The 17,240-nt window shown below is 62.2% G+C and carries 14 protein-coding genes and 2 pseudogenes; 10 read left to right on the plus strand and 6 right to left on the minus strand.

All coding sequences use genetic code 11. From position 1 onward, the window contains the following. Positions 1–648 precede the first annotated feature (648 nt). The 6 genes and pseudogenes from ltrA (at position 649) to ACQVLG_RS05490 (ending at position 7,869) form a co-directional block, all read left to right on the plus strand. Positions 649–2,351 (plus strand): annotated as a pseudogene (gene ltrA, locus ACQVLG_RS05465) (group II intron reverse transcriptase/maturase). Positions 2,352–2,475: 124 nt separating this feature from the next. After that, positions 2,476–3,544 (plus strand): annotated as a pseudogene (locus ACQVLG_RS05470) (aminoglycoside phosphotransferase family protein). Positions 3,545–3,606: 62 nt separating this feature from the next. Next, complete coding sequence (gene murU, locus ACQVLG_RS05475; RefSeq protein ID WP_474293287.1) at positions 3,607–4,326, plus strand: N-acetylmuramate alpha-1-phosphate uridylyltransferase MurU; 720 nt, start codon at positions 3,607–3,609, stop codon at positions 4,324–4,326. Continuing rightward, positions 4,326–5,648, plus strand: a complete 1,323-nt coding sequence (pepP, locus tag ACQVLG_RS05480) for a Xaa-Pro aminopeptidase (RefSeq protein WP_474295547.1) — start codon at positions 4,326–4,328, stop codon at positions 5,646–5,648. The genes murU and pepP overlap by 1 nt, the downstream gene beginning before the upstream one ends. A 9-nt stretch (positions 5,649–5,657) precedes the next feature. Further along, on the plus strand, positions 5,658–6,800 hold the full coding sequence (locus ACQVLG_RS05485) for a UbiH/UbiF/VisC/COQ6 family ubiquinone biosynthesis hydroxylase (RefSeq protein ID WP_474293289.1): 1,143 nt from the start codon (positions 5,658–5,660) through the stop codon (positions 6,798–6,800). A gap of 76 nt (positions 6,801–6,876) precedes the next feature. After that, positions 6,877–7,869, plus strand: coding sequence for a GGDEF domain-containing protein (locus tag ACQVLG_RS05490; protein WP_474293291.1), 993 nt, complete (start codon positions 6,877–6,879; stop codon positions 7,867–7,869). A 48-nt stretch (positions 7,870–7,917) separates the two neighbouring features. Here the strand turns inward: ACQVLG_RS05490 and ACQVLG_RS05495 are convergent, their stop codons facing one another. From ACQVLG_RS05495 to ACQVLG_RS05505, 3 genes are read right to left on the minus strand one after another with little or no spacing between them, the layout of a single operon-like run. Further along, positions 7,918–9,372, minus strand: coding sequence for an NAD(P)(+) transhydrogenase (Re/Si-specific) subunit beta (locus ACQVLG_RS05495; RefSeq protein ID WP_474295548.1), 1,455 nt, complete (start codon positions 9,370–9,372; stop codon positions 7,918–7,920). 8 nt (positions 9,373–9,380) lie between these two features. Further along, positions 9,381–9,695, minus strand: coding sequence for an NAD(P) transhydrogenase subunit alpha part 2 (locus ACQVLG_RS05500; protein ID WP_034778841.1), 315 nt, complete (start codon positions 9,693–9,695; stop codon positions 9,381–9,383). A 24-nt stretch (positions 9,696–9,719) separates the two neighbouring features. Further along, a complete protein-coding gene (locus ACQVLG_RS05505) occupies positions 9,720–10,832 on the minus strand; it encodes a Re/Si-specific NAD(P)(+) transhydrogenase subunit alpha (RefSeq protein WP_474293292.1) in 1,113 nt (370 codons plus the stop codon). A 412-nt stretch (positions 10,833–11,244) separates the two neighbouring features. Here ACQVLG_RS05505 and ACQVLG_RS05510 point away from each other — a divergent pair, with 412 nt between their 5' ends. Both ACQVLG_RS05510 and mnmA read left to right on the plus strand, forming a co-directional pair. After that, complete coding sequence (locus ACQVLG_RS05510) at positions 11,245–11,724, plus strand: NUDIX hydrolase (protein ID WP_034745637.1); 480 nt, start codon at positions 11,245–11,247, stop codon at positions 11,722–11,724. Positions 11,725–11,756: 32 nt separating this feature from the next. Further along, entirely contained in the window at positions 11,757–12,881 is a 1,125-nt protein-coding gene (gene mnmA / locus ACQVLG_RS05515) for a tRNA 2-thiouridine(34) synthase MnmA (RefSeq protein WP_474293295.1), read from the plus strand. Here mnmA and ACQVLG_RS05520 read toward each other — a convergent pair. The 3 genes from ACQVLG_RS05520 to ACQVLG_RS05530 form a co-directional block, all read right to left on the minus strand. Beyond that, on the minus strand, positions 12,878–13,288 hold the full coding sequence (locus ACQVLG_RS05520; protein WP_230539274.1) for a response regulator: 411 nt from the start codon (positions 13,286–13,288) through the stop codon (positions 12,878–12,880). The genes mnmA and ACQVLG_RS05520 overlap by 4 nt on opposite strands. 50 nt (positions 13,289–13,338) lie before the next feature. Next, positions 13,339–14,112 carry a 5'-3' exonuclease gene (locus tag ACQVLG_RS05525; protein WP_230539192.1) on the minus strand — a complete coding sequence of 258 codons (774 nt, stop codon included), beginning with the start codon at positions 14,110–14,112 and terminating at the stop codon, positions 13,339–13,341. Between the two features lie 216 nt (positions 14,113–14,328). Continuing rightward, complete coding sequence (locus ACQVLG_RS05530; RefSeq protein ID WP_474293297.1) at positions 14,329–15,000, minus strand: glutathione S-transferase; 672 nt, start codon at positions 14,998–15,000, stop codon at positions 14,329–14,331. 162 nt (positions 15,001–15,162) lie between these two features. Here ACQVLG_RS05530 and ACQVLG_RS05535 point away from each other — a divergent pair, with 162 nt between their 5' ends. Both ACQVLG_RS05535 and ACQVLG_RS05540 read left to right on the plus strand, forming a co-directional pair. Beyond that, positions 15,163–16,215, plus strand: coding sequence for a YjgN family protein (locus ACQVLG_RS05535; RefSeq protein ID WP_474293299.1), 1,053 nt, complete (start codon positions 15,163–15,165; stop codon positions 16,213–16,215). A 3-nt stretch (positions 16,216–16,218) separates the two neighbouring features. Next, positions 16,219–17,235, plus strand: a complete 1,017-nt coding sequence (locus ACQVLG_RS05540) for a M48 family metallopeptidase (RefSeq protein ID WP_474293301.1) — start codon at positions 16,219–16,221, stop codon at positions 17,233–17,235. Positions 17,236–17,240: the final 5 nt, after the last annotated feature.

Genomic DNA, 17,240 nt, shown 5'->3' on the forward strand with positions numbered 1-17,240 from the left:
CACCTACTTGAGTGTGCGTCGCCGGTAACGGCGGGGTGCAAAGCCTCAGGGACAACGTACCCCCATTCTTTTCCGGCAGCCCGGCGTGCGAACGCCTGGCTGGAGACTGCGAGCAGCGATGCGGTCCAGGGGCTAGGTGAGTGCTGCAAGGGCAATGTTATGTGAACCATCGTTTGAACCCTCGTAAATATTAATAGGCCAAAGCTGCTGGCAGGCCTAAACCAAACGGTATGTGGCCGGTTATCTCCGTGGATTCTGGGGATACGTCGTCATTCAGCCACCGGGGGAAAGATGGGCCCTAAACAGCCAGTCGCGATGTAGTTGTCGCGTCGATATCGTTGGGAACGTGGTAAGCCCGATTCCCTGCCGCTCGATCAAAGAACCGAGATAGCGGCAAGCAAACCGCAAGGCACGCCCTTGGGGGAGCGGGTAGAGGAGGATGGAGAAAGCTAATGCCGGGCTGTAATGGTCCGGATAGGGATTCAAGATTTGTCCCGGCCTGAAAGGGTGCCCACTTCCATCTGGTGTAATAGTCGTCATACGACTGTACTGGCTCCAGGCAGTCATCATTTTCAACCACCCCGAAGGGATGCAGCTCACCCTTCGGGGTGCGCTGTGTCTCGTCGGAACAACTACACGAGGCTCAGCATGAAAGTAACCGCTAGCAGTCTTGCCGGTTCTGCGTCCTCGCACGTGCCTACTGAATGGGTCGCCATCAACTGGCGGCTCGTACAACGCAACGTGAGAGCCATGCAGCATCGATTAACGAAGGCTACACAGGAAGGCGACTGGCGCAGGGCGAAAGCGCTGCAAAGGTGGCTAACCCACTCGTTCAGCGCGAAAGCGCTGGCAGTCAAACGAGTGACAGAGAATCAAGGCAAACGAACCGCAGGCGTGGACCAGCAGTTGTGGGATTCAGCAACGCAGAAGTTCGCTGCCATTGCGCAGTTGAAGAAACAAGGCTATCGGCCCCTGCCATTACGGAGGGTCTTTATTCCCAAGTCAAATGGAAAGATGCGCCCACTGGGCATCCCTACCATGCGGGACCGGGCGATGCAGGCACTTCACCTGTTGGCCTTGGATCCGATCTTGGAAACGCTGAGTGATCCCAACTCATACGGGTTTCGCAAAAATCGCTCAACGGCCGACGCGATGTCGCAAATTTTTCTCCAGACCTGCCGGAAAGTCTCGGCAACCTGGGTGTTGGATGCGGATATCGAAGGTTTTTTCGACAATATCAACCATCAATGGCTGGTCGACAATGTCTTCATGGATAAGTTGATCCTGTCTAAATGGCTGAAATCCGGGGTAGTTGACCGGAAGCAATTGATGGCAACCACAGCTGGAACGCCACAGGGCGGCATCATCAGCCCTGCCCTTGCGAATTGGACGTTGAACGGCCTGGAGACTGAACTGATTGCGCACCTCGGTGCGAAATTCGCAAGTCAAAGGCAGGCAAGCTCAAAGTCGGTGTCGTGCGATATGCGGACGATTTTGTCGTTACCAGTGGATCGAAGGAATTGCTGGAGACGGAAATCAAACCTTGGATCGAAGCATTTCTTGCAGTCAGAGGATTGCGACTGTCCAGTGCCAAAACCAAGATCGTGCACATCGATGAGGGCTTCGACTTCCTGGGGTGGAACTTCCGAAAATATTCCGGGACACTGCTCATCAAGCCAAGTAAGAAGAACATGAAAGCGTTCTATGAAAAGCTGAGGAAGACGATCAGCGAAAACATCGGGGCGAAACAGGAGAATCTCATTCGATTGCTGAACCCCATGCTGCGGGGCTGGGCGCAATATCACAGCCCTGTAGTCGCCAAAGAGGCGTTTTCGACGATGGAGTCGCTGCTGTACTGGCGGCTTCGTCGCTGGGCCATGCGCAGGCATCCGAAGAAAACCGACAGTTGGATACGCGACCGATACTGGCGCCCAACCGAGAGTGGAAATCGGATGTTTGCAGCGAACGTTGTCACAAAGAATGGCAATAAGGCCATGAAGGAACTGTACTCGTTACCAGGTACAGCGATTCTGCGTCACACGAAGATCAAGGGCGGCTATCACCCCTACGATCCGCAATGGGAACTGTACGGCGAAACCCTTCGGCAGGAACGCATGTTGAAAAACATGTCTTACCGGCGCGAGTGGGCCAAGCTCTACCTCGACCAACGTGGCTTGTGCGCTTTGTGTGGATACGAGATGAACATGGAAACCGGATGGCATGATCACCACATAGAACACCGTGTGGCAGGTGGTTCCGACGCCCTTGGAAATCGCGTATTATTGCACCCAAATTGCCATATAAATGTGCACGCAAACGATTTACACGTTGCGAAGCCGGTCCCTGCATAGGGACTTTTATTATGCTTGAGCCGTGTGCGGTGAAAGTCGCACGCACGGTTCTTAGGGGGGAGAGCTTCCAGCAATGGGGTTCTCCTACCCTCCGCACCATCAACCCGATTCCACAGGCCGCTTAATGTCATTCTCCCCCAATTCCCCTGCCGCGCCGGCCTCCGCCGACGCTCGCCTGACCCTGTTGAAAGCCTGGTTGGCCCCGCTGAACCTCGTTGCGCCCGATTCCGCCCGCCCCGCCTCCAGCGATGCCAGCTTCCGCCGCTACTATCGTCTCGATGTGCTGCCAGGCAATACAACATTGCCAGGAAGTACACTGATCGCCATGGATGCGCCGCCCGAGCGCGAAAACGCGCCCGCCTTTGTCAAGGTGGCCGGCTTGCTGAAAGGCGCCGGCGTGTCCGCGCCCGAGATCATCGCGCAAGACCTGGAAAATGGCTTCCTGCTGCTCTCCGACCTGGGCACGACCACGTATCTGGACGCCCTGAACCACGACAATGCCAGCGTGCTGTACGCCGAAGCGCTGGAATCCTTGATGAAAATCCAGCTGGCCAGCCAACCCGACGTGCTGCCAGAATTCGACCGCGCCTTCATCCTGCGCGAAATGAATCTGTTCCCGGAATGGTTCATCGGCAAGCACCTGGGCGCCACCTTGACGGATGTGCAACAAGCCCAGCTGGACAAGGTATTCGAAGCCATCACGGCGAATATCTTGTCGCAGCAGCAAGTATTCATGCACCGCGACTACCATTCGCGCAATTTGATGCACATCAACGATGGTTCGATCCCCAATCCCGGCATCCTCGACTTCCAGGACGCCGTCTTCGGCCCCGTCACCTACGACATCGCCTCGCTGCTGCGCGACGCGTACATCCAGTGGGATGAAGAACTGGTGCTGGACTGGGTGATCCGCTACTGGCAGCGCGCCAAGCAGCTGGGCTTGCCGGTGAACCCCGACATCGACGCCTTCTACCGCGATTTCGAATTCACGGCCCTGCAGCGCCACCTGAAAATCCTCGGCCTGTTCTCGCGCCTGAATTACCGCGATGGCAAGGATCTGTACATGGGCGACCTGCCAACCGTGCTCGACTAACGTGCGCAAGACGGCCAACCGCTACACGGAACTCAAGCCGCTGGTGCGCTTGCTCGATGCACTGGAGAATAAAACGCCGCAAGTCGGCTATACGTTCTAGGCACTTTCCTGCTGCGCGGCCTGTCCGCGCAGCCGACTTACCGATACTGAAAACGACTACCCATGAAAGCCATGATCTTTGCCGCAGGCCGCGGTGAACGGATGCGTCCGCTTACCGATACCTGTCCCAAACCGCTGCTGAAAGTGCGCGGCCGCCCGCTGATCGTCTGGCATGTGCTGAACCTGGTGCGCGCCGGCATCACGGACATCGTCATCAACCATTCGCACCTGGGCCATTTGATCGAAGAAACCCTGGGCGACGGCAGCGCGTACGGCGCGCGCATCGCGTACTCGCCAGAAAGCACACCGCTGGAAACGGCAGGCGGCATCGCCCAGGCGCGCCACTTGCTGGGTAATGAACCATTTCTCGCCATTTCCGGCGACATCTATTGCCCCTACTTTGATTTCAAACAAGTACTCGACGTGCTGGCCGACAAAGATGTGCTGGGCACGCCATATCCGGCCGACCAGCGCGACATCGCCTGGACCTACCTGGTGCCCAATCCCGACTTCCATCCCAAGGGCGACTTCGGCCTGACCTTGTTCGCGATCAACAATACGGACGAGACCAAGTGGACTTTCGCCAACATCGGCGTGTACCGTCCCGAGATGTTCGACGGCATCGCGCCCGGCAGCCATGCCAGACTGGGCGATCTGCTGCGCCAGTACGCGGACCAGGGCCGCGTGGGCGGCGAAGTCTATACTGGCGAGTGGACGAATGTGGGCACGCCGCAGCAGCTCGACACGCTCAATGGCGTGACGGCCAAGGCCAGCGCAACATGATGGCCAACTACGCGGCCCGGCGCGCGGCGCTGCTGGCGCAGATGCTGCCGGGCAGCGTGGCCATTCTTGCCACGGCGCCCGCAGTGGCGCGCAACAGCGATTGCGATTATCCGTACCGGCACGACAGCTATTTCTATTACCTCAGCGGTTTCACGGAACCCGACAGCGCCGTGGCCCTGGTGGCCGCCAGCGCCACGGCGCCCGCGCGCGCCATCCTGTTTTGCCGCGCCAAGAATACGGAGCGCGAAATCTGGGACGGTTTCCGCCACGGCCCCGAAGCGGCGCGCGCCAGCTTCGGTTTTGACAGCGCCTTCCCCATCGAGGAACTCGACGCGGAAATGAGCCGCCTGCTGGCCGACGCCCCCGCCATCTACTATGCGCTGGGCGGCAGCCTCGATGCGCAAGTGAAGGTTTGGCTGCACAATGTGCGGCAAAAGGCCCGCAGCGGCGTCACGGCGCCCGCCATGGCGCATGACATCCATGGCATGCTCGACGCCATGCGCCTGCTGAAAGACCCGGAAGAACAGCAGCTGATGCGCCGCGCGGCCGCCATTTCCAGCGCCGCGCACGCGCGCGCCATGCGCGCCACGCGGCCCGGCCTGCACGAATACGCGCTGGAAGCGGAGCTGCTGTACGAATTTCGCCGCAGCGGCGCGCAGTTTCCCGCGTATTCCTCCATCGTGGCCGGCGGCGGCAACGCCTGCATCCTGCATTACAGCGCCAACAACGCGGTATTAAAAGACGGTGAGCTGGTCCTGGTCGACGCCGGCTGCGAACTCGACGGCTACGCCTCCGACATCACGCGCACTTTTCCCGTCAACGGCCGCTTCAGCGGCCCGCAAAAGGCGCTGTATGAACTGGTGCTGGCGGCGCAGCAGGCGGCGCTGGACGTGGTGCGCCCCGGCTTGCCGCACAGCGCCATCCACGAGGCGGCCGTGCAGGTGCTGGCGCAGGGCATGCTGGACCTGGGCTTGCTTGACCGCCAAAAAAGCGGCAGCGTGCAGGACGTGATCGCCAACAAGGCCTATATGCCCTTCTACATGCACGGCACCAGCCACTGGCTGGGCATGGACGTGCACGACGTGGGCGCCTACCGCGACACGGGCGCGCCCGGCAAGCCATGGCGCGCTTTGGCACCGGGCATGGTGCTGACGGTGGAGCCGGGCATCTACGTGCGCCCCGGCGCGGGCGTGCCGGAGCAGTTCTGGCATACCGGCATCCGCATCGAAGACGATGTGCTGGTCACGCCGCAAGGCCATGAAGTCTTCAGCACGGCGCCCAGGAGCGTCGCTGAAATCGAACAACTGATGACACAGGATTAACACCGCCGCATGCATACACCGTCCACTTTCGATCTCGCCATCTGCGGCGCCGGTCCCGTCGGCATGGCGCTGGCCGCCCTGCTGGTGCAGCGCGGCAGCCGCGCCGCCGGCATCGCCCTGCTCGACGCCAAATCCATCGAGCAAGCCCGGCGCGACCCGCGCACCATCGCCCTGTCGCACGGCAGCCGCCAGATACTCGAGGAAGCGGGCGCCTGGCCCGTCGAGGCGACGCCCATCCACCAGATTCACGTCTCGCGCCGCGGCCGGTTCGGGCGCAGCCTGATGGATCGCGGCGAGCATGGCGTCGAGGCGCTCGGCTACGTGGCCCGCTACGGCGCCGTCGTCAGCGCGCTGGCCGACGTGTGCGAGCGCCTGGGCGTGGCCAGCTTGCGCCCGGCCCTGGTCACGGGCAGCGCGGAGGATGGCGACGGCGTGTCCGTGCAGATCGACCAGGCTGGCGCCGCGTCGAGCTTGCGCGCCAGCCTGCTGGTGCAGGCCGAGGGCGGCCTGTTCGGCCAGCAGCAGGAGCGCGCCGTCAGCCGCGATTATGGCCAAAGCGCCATCATTGCCCATGTGCGCGTAAGCAGCCCCATCGCCCACCGCGCGTTTGAACGCTTCACCGATGAAGGCCCGCTGGCCTTGCTGCCGCAGGACGACGGCTACGCGCTGGTGTGGTGCGTGCCGCCCACGCGCGCCGAACAATTGCTGGCGCTGGACGACGCAGCCTTCCTGGCCCGCCTGGGCGCCGCCTTCGGCAGCCGCCTGGGACGCTTTACCCATGCGACGGCGCGCCTGGCCTATCCGCTGGGCCTGAACGCGCAGGCGGGCGGCACGGCGCGCACGGTCGCCATCGGCAATGCGGCGCAAACCCTGCACCCGGTGGCGGGACAGGGCCTGAACCTGGGCTTGCGCGACGCCGCCGTGCTGGCCCGCGTGCTGGCGCAGGACAGCAGCCCCGCAGCGCTGGAACGCTACGCCAGCCTGCGCCAGGCCGACCGGGGCCTGACCGTGCGCGTAACCGACACCATGGCGCGCATCTTCACGGGCAGCGCCCCCACGCAAGGCTTGCTGGGCCTGTCGCTGGGCTTGCTGGATGCGTTCCCGCCCGCGCGCAAGGGGTTGGCGGAACTGATGATGTACGGCCGCCGCTGAAATATTATTAATAAGGAAAGGGCACGGGCGAAAAAGAAACAGGCGGGCGATCCGGCATGGAGTAAACGGCCCGCGGATGCGACAATGGCTGTCACCTGGCTTTTGGCGACCGTTCCATGACAGATGCATTGCCCGCAGCACCGCTGCCGCTCTTCCCGAAGTACTTTTTTCCCGCCTGCTGGAAGACGCCCTCGACGCCGTCATCATCATCGACGAGCAGTGCCGCATCCGCTATATCAATGGCGCCATGCAGGCACTGTCGGGCTATGCCAGCGGAGAATTGCTGGGCCAGACCCTGAACGGCCTGTTGCCCGACACCGTCGCCTCGCAGCACGACAACCTCGTCATCAACTACATCCGCAGCTCGCGCCAGTCCAGCGTCCTGGGGAAAATCCGCGAATTCGCCATCCGCCACCGCAACGCACAGATGATCCCCATCGAAATGAAGGCGCTGGATCTGGGCGTGGTCGACGGCATGCGCTATTTCGGCGCCTTCTTGCTCGACGTGCGCGAACGGCGCGAACTGGCGGCCAAGAACGCCAGCCTGCTGGCGCAGCTGGAACAGCAGGCGCTGCACGATGCGCTGACGTCGCTGCCCAACCGGCGCGCCTATGAAGCGCAAGCCGAGCAGGCGATGGCGCGCGCGGCGCGCAGCGGCGCCGCCCTGACCGTGGGCGTGGCCGACCTCGACCACTTCAAGAAGATCAACGACCGCTATGGCCATGCCGTGGGCGACGCCGTGCTGCGCACGGTGGCGCAGGCGCTGCGCGACACGGGACGCATCACCGACGTGGCGGCCCGTCTCGGCGGCGAGGAATTCGGCCTGCTCTTCCCCGACGCGACCTTGCAGCAGGCACACCAGGTGGCCGAACGCATCCGCGCGGCCGTGGCGGCGGCGGTCACCGTGCTGCCCGACGGCGGCGCGCTGCAGGTGACCATCAGCATCGGCGTGGCCTCCCTGACGGCCGGCGCCAGCCTGGACGCGGCCATGTCGGAAGCGGACAAGGCCCTGTATGCGGCCAAGCACCAGGGACGCAACAAAGTCGTCGCGGCAGCGGCCGCCCAATAAAAACGGCCCGCGCAAGGCGGGCCATCTTCAGTTGCCTAAGGCATTGCCTTACTCAACTGCCTTGAGCATATCCTCGATCACCTTCTTGGCGTCGCCAAACACCATCATCGTGTTCGGCTGGTAGAACAGGTCGTTGTCCAGGCCCGCATAGCCGGAAGCCATCGAGCGCTTGTTGACGATGATGCTCTTGGCCTTATAGGCTTCCAGGATCGGCATGCCGGCGATCGGCGATTTCGGGTCTTTCGCCGCCGGGTTGACCACGTCGTTCGCGCCCAGCACCAGCACCACGTCCGTCTGGCCGAATTCGCCGTTGATGTCTTCCATCTCGAACACCTGGTCGTATGGCACCTCGGCTTCGGCCAGCAGCACGTTCATGTGGCCCGGCATGCGCCCCGCCACGGGGTGGATCGCATATTTGACGGTGACGCCCTTGTGCGTGAGCTTTTCCACCAGTTCTTTCAGCGAGTGCTGCGCGCGCGCCACGGCCAGGCCGTAGCCGGGCACGATGATGACGGTTTCCGCATTGCCCATGATGAAGGCGGCATCGTCGGCCGAGCCCGACTTGACGGGGCGCTGCTCCTGCGCGCCGGCCACGCCGGCCGCCGGCGCATCGCCGCCGAAGCCGCCCAGGATGACGTTGAAGAAGGAGCGGTTCATGGCCTTGCACATGATGTACGACAGGATCGCGCCGGAAGACCCCACGAGCGAACCGGCGATGATCAGCATCGAGTTATTCAGCGAAAAACCGATGCCCGCCGCGGCCCAGCCCGAGTAACTGTTGAGCATCGACACCACCACCGGCATGTCGGCGCCGCCGATGGGGATGATGATCAGCACGCCCAGGGCAAAGGCGATGACGGCCATGACGATGAACGGCGTCCAGGCCGGCTCCACCCCGTCGGCAAAACAGAACACCAGGCCCAGCGCGATCATCACCAGCGCCAGCACCAGGTTGAGCATGTGCTGGCCCTTGAAGCTGACGGGCGCGCCCTGGAACAGGCGGAACTTGTATTTGCCCGACAGCTTGCCGAAGGCGATCACCGAGCCGGAAAACGTGATGGCGCCGACAAAGGTGCCGATGAACAGCTCGAAGCGGTTACCGATCGGCAGCGCCTCGCCGTTTTTGGCGATATTGAAGGCCCACGGTTCCGACACGGCCGCCACGGCGATACAGACGGCCGCCAGGCCGATCAGCGAGTGCATGGCCGCCACCAGTTCCGGCATCTTCGTCATTTCCACGGTTTTTGCCAGGTAGGCGCCGATGGCGCCGCCCGTGACGATGCCGATGATGACCAGGGTCAGGCCCATGCCGCCCGTCTGCTGCTCCTTCAGCTTCAGGATCAGCGCCACGGTGGTGACGGCGGCAATGGCCATGCCGCTCATGCCGAAGGCATTGCCGCGGCGCGCCGTCGAGGGTGACGACAGGCCTTTCAGGGCCTGGATGAAGCACACCGAGGCGATCAGGTACATCATCGTCACCAGGTTCATGGTGACGAAGCTCATGGCGTGACTCATTCTTTTGCTCCTTGCTTGGCCTTCGGTTCTTTTTTACGGAACATCTCGAGCATGCGCTGCGTGACGAGGAAGCCGCCAAACACGTTGACGGCGGCCAGAGCCACGGCCAGGGTGCCGGCCGCCTGCGCCAGCGGGCCTTGCGTCAGGCCGGCCGCCAGCATGGCGCCGACGATGATGATGGCGGAAATGGCATTGGTAACGGCCATCAGCGGCGTATGCAGCGCCGGCGTGACGGTCCAGACGACGTGATAGCCGACATAAATGGCCAGCACGAAGATGATCAGGTTAATGATGGTGTGACTGATTTCCATGATGTTGTTTTCTCCGGCGCCGCGTTATTTTCTGAGGATGTCATTGCCCGCGCAAACCAGGCTGGCCTTGATGATTTCATCCTCGCGGTCGATCAGCAATTGATCGTCCTTGTCGATGATGAGCTTTAAAAAGTCCAGCACGTTGCGCGCATACAGGGCCGAGGCGTCGGCCGCCACCAGGGTCGCCAGATTCGGCTCGCCGACGATATACACGCCGTGCTTGAGCACCGTCTTGCCCAGCTCGGACAGGGGGCAGTTGCCGCCCTGCTCGACGGCCAGGTCGACGATGACGGAGCCCGGTTTCATGGCTTTCACCGTTTCTTCTGAAATCAGCACGGGCGCGGCGCGGCCGGGAATCAGGGCCGTGGTGATGATGATGTCGGCCAGTTTCGCCCGTTCGTGCACCAGTTCGGCCTGGCGCCGCATCCAGTCGGCCGGCATGGCGCGCGCATAGCCGCCCGAACCCTTGGCGATTTCCTTTTCTTCGTCGGTGAGGAAAGGCACGTCGAGGAACTTGGCGCCCAGGGACTCCACTTGTTCCTTGACGGGCGGGCGCACGTCGGACGCTTCGATGACGGCGCCCAGGCGCTTGGCCGTGGCGATCGCCTGCAAACCGGCCACGCCCACGCCCATGATCAGCACGCGGGCCGCCTTGACGGTGCCGGCCGCCGTCATCAGCATGGGCATGAAGCGCTGATAGGTATTTGCGGCCACCAGCACGGCCTTGTAGCCGGCGATGTTCGCCTGCGACGACAGCACGTCCATCGATTGCGCGCGCGTGATGCGCGGCACGGCTTCCAGCGCGAAGGCGGACAGCCCGGCCGTGGCCATGGCGGCGATATTGTCCGCGTCAAACGGGTTCAACATGCCGATCAGCACCGTGCCGCTGGCCATCAGGGCCCGCTCAGCGGCGTCCGGTGCGCGCACCTTGAGCACGATGGCGCAACCGTATGCTTCCTGGGCGGTGCCGATCTGCGCGCCGGCGGCGGCATAGGCTTCATCGGGAATCGACGCTTGCAGGCCCGCTCCCGACTGCACGACGACTTGATGCTTGGCTGCCAGCTTCTTGACTGTCTCGGGCGTTGCTGCCACCCGCGTTTCACCAGGCCGTGTTTCGGCCGGTATGCCTATCCTCATGATGCCTCCGCTAATTGATAAACTGACTAGAATCTAACACGGAAAGCAGCGCGTTAAACGTTTGTGAACCAGCAACTTTTAGTCGTACGACACTAATTTCATCAACATCCCACGATTCGTTTCACCATGCGGCGCAGCGACCATATTGTGGGAAAGGTGTGTCAATCTCACCACAGTCGAGCCTGCGTGCGCGCTTGTTTTGACCACAGGGAAAGCCTATATTAGCGGGCGTTTCCTGCCATCTTGCCGCCTAAGCCCCCATGCTAGTGTGCTCCCCGGGAAAGACGTAAGTACCTCCCACCGCTATTTGCTAAAACGTTGTCATTTATCAATATGTCCGCGCAACAGAAGGCCGGGTTCAAACCGCGCGCGCAGAACAAGATAAAATGTCGGCTCTTTCAAGGATGGAATCATGCCGAGAATCTGGAAACCCTCTGTCACCGTTGCCGCCATCGTCGAGCGCGACGGCCTGTTTTTACTGATTGAAGAAGAGACCAGCGAAGGCATCAAGATCAATCAACCGGCCGGTCACCTCGACCCGTTCGAGTCGCTGGAACAGGCGGTGATCCGCGAAACGCTGGAAGAAGCGGCCTACGATTTCATCCCCACGGCACTGGTCGGCATGTACATGTCGCGCTACCAGTCACTGCGCACGGGCGAGGACGTGACCTATCTGCGCTTCACCTTTTGCGGCACGGCCGGCGCCGAGCATGACCGCCCGCTGGACGAAGGCATCATCCGCACCCTGTGGATGACGCGCGACGAGCTGGCGGCATGCCAGGAACGCCACCGCAGCCCCCTGGTGCTGCAGTGCGTGGACGAATACCTGGCCGGCCGGCGCGCGCCGCTGGCCCTGCTGCACACGCATGCGTCCGTTTTCAATAGCGCATAGCAACATTATCTAAAAAGTAACTGGAAGGCAAGATGAGCAAGAAGAAAGTCGTTATCGGCATGTCGGGCGGGGTCGATTCCTCGGTCGCGGCATGGATGCTGAAGGAACAAGGCTATGAAGTCATCGGCCTGTTCATGAAAAACTGGGAAGATGACGACGATTCGGAATACTGCTCCACGCGCCAGGACTGGATCGACGCGGCCAGCGTGGCCCACGTCATCGGCGTCGATATCGAAGCCGTCAATTTCGCTTCCGAATACAAGGACCGCGTGTTCGCCGATTTCTTGCGCGAATACCAGGCCGGCCGCACGCCGAACCCGGACGTGCTGTGCAACGCCGAAATCAAGTTCAAGGCCTTCCTTGACCACGCCATGACCCTGGGCGCCGACCTGATCGCCACAGGCCACTATGCGCGCGTGCGCCAGGCGCCGACCGATGCGGGCCGCTATGAACTGCTCAAGGCCGTCGACGCCAGCAAGGATCAAAGCTATTTCCTGCACCGTTTGAACCAGGCGCAGCTGTCCAAGACCTTGTTTCCGCTCGGTGAAATCCCGAAGACACAAGTGCGCCAGATCGCCGAAAAATTGGCCCTGCCGAACGCGCAGAAGAAGGATTCCACGGGTATCTGCTTCATTGGCGAACGCCCGTTCCGCGAATTCTTGAACCGCTACCTGTCGTACAAGCCGGGCCCGATGAAAACGGCCGACGACGGCAAGACCGTGGGCGAACACGTGGGACTGAGTTTTTACACGCTGGGCCAGCGCAAGGGCATCGGCATCGGCGGCGTGAAATCGTACCAGAATGCGGACGGCAGCAGCGACGCCTGGTATGTGGCGCGCAAGGATATCGCCAACAACACCCTGTGGGTGGTGCAGGGCCACGACCACCCGTGGCTGCTGTCGCCATCGTTGACGGCCGACCAGGCCAGCTGGGTGGCCGGCACGGCGCCGCAGGCGGGCGCCTTGAGCGCCAAGACGCGCTACCGCCAGGCCGACGTGGCTTGCCAGTTGTTGCCGAATGGAAATGAACTGTTCAGCCTGGCCTTTGATCAGGCGCAATGGGCCGTCACGCCGGGCCAGTCGGCCGTGCTGTACGACGGCGACGTGTGCCTCGGTGGCGGCATCATCGCCAGCGCCACAGGCCTGAGCGGCGTCTAAGTATTGCCTTGCGCAGCGGCAGCCAGGGCCTGCTGCTGCTTGCGCACCATGGCGATCACCGTGTTGCGCACGGTTTTCAGGACCGTGTCGGCCATGAAGGGTTTCACGATGAAGCCCGACACGCCCATGGCATGGGCCGCCTGCAGCGAGGCGGCGTCGATGCCGCCCGAGACCATGAAAATGAGCGTCTTCGGATACTGGGCACGGATGGTTTGCACCACATTCGTCCCGTCTTCCACCTGTTCGCGCGCGATGCAGACGAAATGCGGATGGTGCTTGACCAGCAGCGCCAGCCCCAGCGCGCTGGTATGCGTCTGCCCGCAGACGTCGTAGCCGCCATCGGTCAGGACCGTGTTCAGCAGGCCGCGCGCCACGGCGCTGCTATCGATCAGGACTGTCTTTAACATCATGATTACTTCCCTTGCTTGATTTATTCCGTGTTCTGGCCAGAAGAGCTCTATTTTTCCCAGACGAGCTTGTTCCAGGTCACACCCAGGGTCACGTCGGTCTTGAGTTCTACTAACTTTCTTGAAAGATACAGTATTTCCCGCTCTTTTCGCAGGCTTTCGCCCAGCGTGCCGGGCAAAATGCCCGCGCCGGCCATCACGGCGTCGATATTGCCGTAAGCGCGCAACAGTTTCGCGCCCGTCTTCAGGCCGATCTTCGACACGCCGGGGATGCTGTCGGTGACGTCGCCCATCAGCGCCAGCAGGTCGGGCAGCAGTTCCGGCGGCACGCCGAACTTTTTCTCGACCCAGGCGCGGTCGTGCCAGATACCCTTGAAATGGTCCCACACCAGCGCGCCGTGGGCGATCAGGCCATGCAAATCCTTGTCGGTGGTGGCGATGACGGCCGCGCCGCGTCCCTCGTGCAGCCAGCGCATGACGGCCGTGCCGATCACGTCGTCGGCCTCGACCTCGGGGATGCTGACCACGTGCATGCCGAAGCTGGCCAGCGTGGCGTAAAAGCCGGGCAAGGCGTCGCGCAGCACCTGCGGCATGGGCTGGCGCCCCTCGCGGTAACCCGCATACAGGGCATGGCGCCAGGTCGGGCCGCCAAAGTCGAAGGCCGGCAGGATGTGCGTCGGCTCGTGGTCGTTGATGAGGGTGCGGAACGACGACAGCGCATGGCGCAGCGCGATCTCCGCCTTCAGGTCGGAATCGGGTTCAGGACTGGCTTCGTAGACGCGGCGTACGATATTCAAGCCGTCGATAGCGAGGAGTCTGGCCATGCGGTAAGTAAATACTGGTTGAATCGGGCATTTTACCGTATGGAGCGAGCACTATTCCCCGCGAATTCCGCTTGGCAGGTTTTACGCGGCGTACCAACGCCTAACAAAACCGTAGCGAGCGGAAGTGAATTGTGGCTAAGAAGCGCAACCGTACTCAAGTACGGTGAGCATCGCAGGCCGCAAGTCGCGACGCGCAGTAGGTTTGGTTAGGCGTTCTCATTTGGCGAAATCGTAGGGGCCGCCACGCTCCAGGGCACGCTGATACGCGGGCCGCGCGTGGATGCGCTGCAGGAACGCCGTCAGCTTCGGCAGGCGCTCGTCGAGTCCGCCGCGCATGGCGGCCGCTTCCAGCGGAAAGCTCATCTGGATATCGGCCGCCGTGAATTCATTGCCGGCAAACCATTTGCTTTTCTCCAGTTCCGCTTCCATGAAGGCCAGCTGGCTGGTGATATTGGGCAGGATGAAGCTGCTCTTGACCTTGCTGGCGATGCCGCGCGCGACCGGTTTGACGAAAAACGGCATCGGCGACGATTCGACCTTGTCAAACACCAGCTTCATCAGCAGCGGCGGCATGGCCGAGCCTTCCGCGAAATGCAGCCAGTAGGTCCAGCGCAGCTTGTCCGGCGTGCCGGCCGCCGGTATTAAACGGCCATTGCCGTAGCGCTCGACCAGGTAATCGATGATGGCGCCCGACTCGGCGATGGTATTGGCGCCATCCGTGATCACGGGCGACTTGCCCAAGGGATGGACGGCTTTCAAGGAAGCGGGCGCCAGCATGGTTTTCGGGTCGCGCTGGTAGCGCTTGACCTCATATTCCAGGCCCAGTTCCTCGAGCAGCCAGAGCACGCGCTGCGAGCGCGAATTGTTCAGATGGTGGACGACGATCATGGTTTTCCCAGTAGCGATGGTTGAATTCCAGTATAGCCGGGACGGCCGGATCGGGGCAGCGCAAGCGAATCGACGAAAAAATTGCGAAAAACAGTATTTTCAATTGATAACTTTTCAATAATCCCTTATCTTGTTTTGTTTCCAATAAGTAAGGAAACCCCTGTGGATTTCGACGCAAACAACACTACTCCCAGACAAGAAGCCATCACCTTCAGCGCCACCGGCAGCGAATACTTCCGTATCTGGATCGTCAACCTGCTGCTGAGCATCGTCACCCTGGGCATTTATTCCGCCTGGGCCAAGGTGCGCCGCAACCGCTATTTCTATTCCAGCACCCACCTGGCCGGCAGCAGCTTCGAATACCATGGCAATGCCGTGGCCATCCTGAAAGGCCGCATCGCCGCCGTGGTGCTGATCGCCGGCTACAATATCGCCTTCCAGGTCTCGCCCATCGTCGGCTTGCTGATGTTCGTGCTGCTGGCCGCCATCCTGCCCTGGCTGATATGGAAAAGCCTGCAATTCAAGCTGTACAACACCAGCTACCGTGGTATCCGCTTCGGTTTCAGCGGCAGCTCCAAGGATGCCTACAAGTACTTCCTGTGGCTGCCCATCCTGAATACCTTCACGGGCGGCCTGATGACGCCTTTCCTGCACCAGCGCCTGAAGCGCTTCCAGCACACGCAAAGCCGTTTCGGCGCCACCCATTTCAGCTTTGACGCCACGGTCGGCAGCTTCTACAAGACCTACCTGCTGTTCTTCGCGCTGCTGCTGGGCGGCTTGCTGGTCCTGATTTTCGTCGTCTTCGGCAGCGTGTTCGCCTCGTTTGCGGCCAATGCGAATGACAAGACCAAGGTTGGCAGCCTGCTGTTTGCCATCGGCGCCCTGTACCTGTGGGCGTTTACCGTGCTGCCGCTGTTCCTGACCATGATCCAGAACCTGATCTGGAACAATACGCGCTTGCAGCAGCACCAGTTCCAGTCGCAGCTGACGTGGGGCCGCACCACCTTCGTCATGCTGAGCAACCTGCTCGGTATCGTCGTCACCCTGGGCCTGTTTACGCCATTCGCCCAGGTGCGCTGGCTGAAATACCGCCTGGAGGCGACCTCGATGCTGGTGCATGGCAGCCTGGACGAGTTCGTCGCCGCCACGGGCCAGCAAGTATCGGCCACGGGCGAAGGCATGGTCGACCTGCTGGACTTCGACCTGTCGCTGTAAGCAATGAACGCCGACACGCAAGAAGACCACGCCGCGCTGGCCGCCCGCTATTTCGACGGCCAGAGTTCGCGCCTGTACCACGTCACGCTCACGCTCAGCGTGCGCGATGGCGTGGCCGTGCTGGCGGGCGACATCGAGCGCAGCTGCCCGCTGGGCGAGCTGCACGTGTCCGAACGCAGCCGCCACGCCGTGCGCAAGGTCAGCTTTCCAGACGGCGCCTACCTGGAAATCGCCGACCAGGCGGCCTTCAACGACATGCTGCACGCCACGGGCCACCGCGACGGCTGGGTGGTGCGGCTGCAGCAAAGCTGGCGCGGCGCCCTGCTGGCGACGGTGGCCACGGTGCTGGCCCTCTGGCTCAGCTATCAATACCTGCTGCCGCTGGCGGCCAAGGGCATCGCGTACACCCTGCCGCAGTCGGTCGAACGGCAGCTGGGCCAGGGCGTGCTCGACATGCTGGACCGCCATGTATTCGCGCCCAGCCAGCTCGATGGCGCGCGCCAGCAAGCCTTGCGCGCCCAGTTCGCGCGCCTGGCCACGCCCGGCGACAGCACGCCCGAGCACCGCATCGTGTTTCGCAAGAGCAAGATCGGCCCGAATGCGTTTGCCCTGCCTTCGGGCGACATCGTGCTGACCGACGAAATGATCGAACTGCTGCCGGACGACCTGGCCATCATGGGCGTGCTGGCGCATGAGCTGGGCCATTTGCAGCAGCGCCACCTGACGCGCCGCATCATCCAGACCTCGGCCGTGGGCGCCGGCGCGGCGCTGCTGTTCGGCGACGTGTCGACGGTGGTGGCGACCCTGCCGCCGCTGCTGCTGGACTTGAAGTATTCGCGCGATGTCGAACGCGATGCGGACGACTACGCGATCGCCATGCTGCGCCAGAACGGCATCGCGCTGGAACATCTGGCGCAGGTGTTTGTCGCCTTGGGCAAGCTGGACGAGGGCACGCCGTATCTGTCGAGCCATCCGGCCAGCGCCGAGCGGATCGAGCGCATCCGCGCCGCACAGCGCTAAGCGCC

It is taken from the genome of Janthinobacterium sp. TPC_1, from assembly GCF_056037845.1.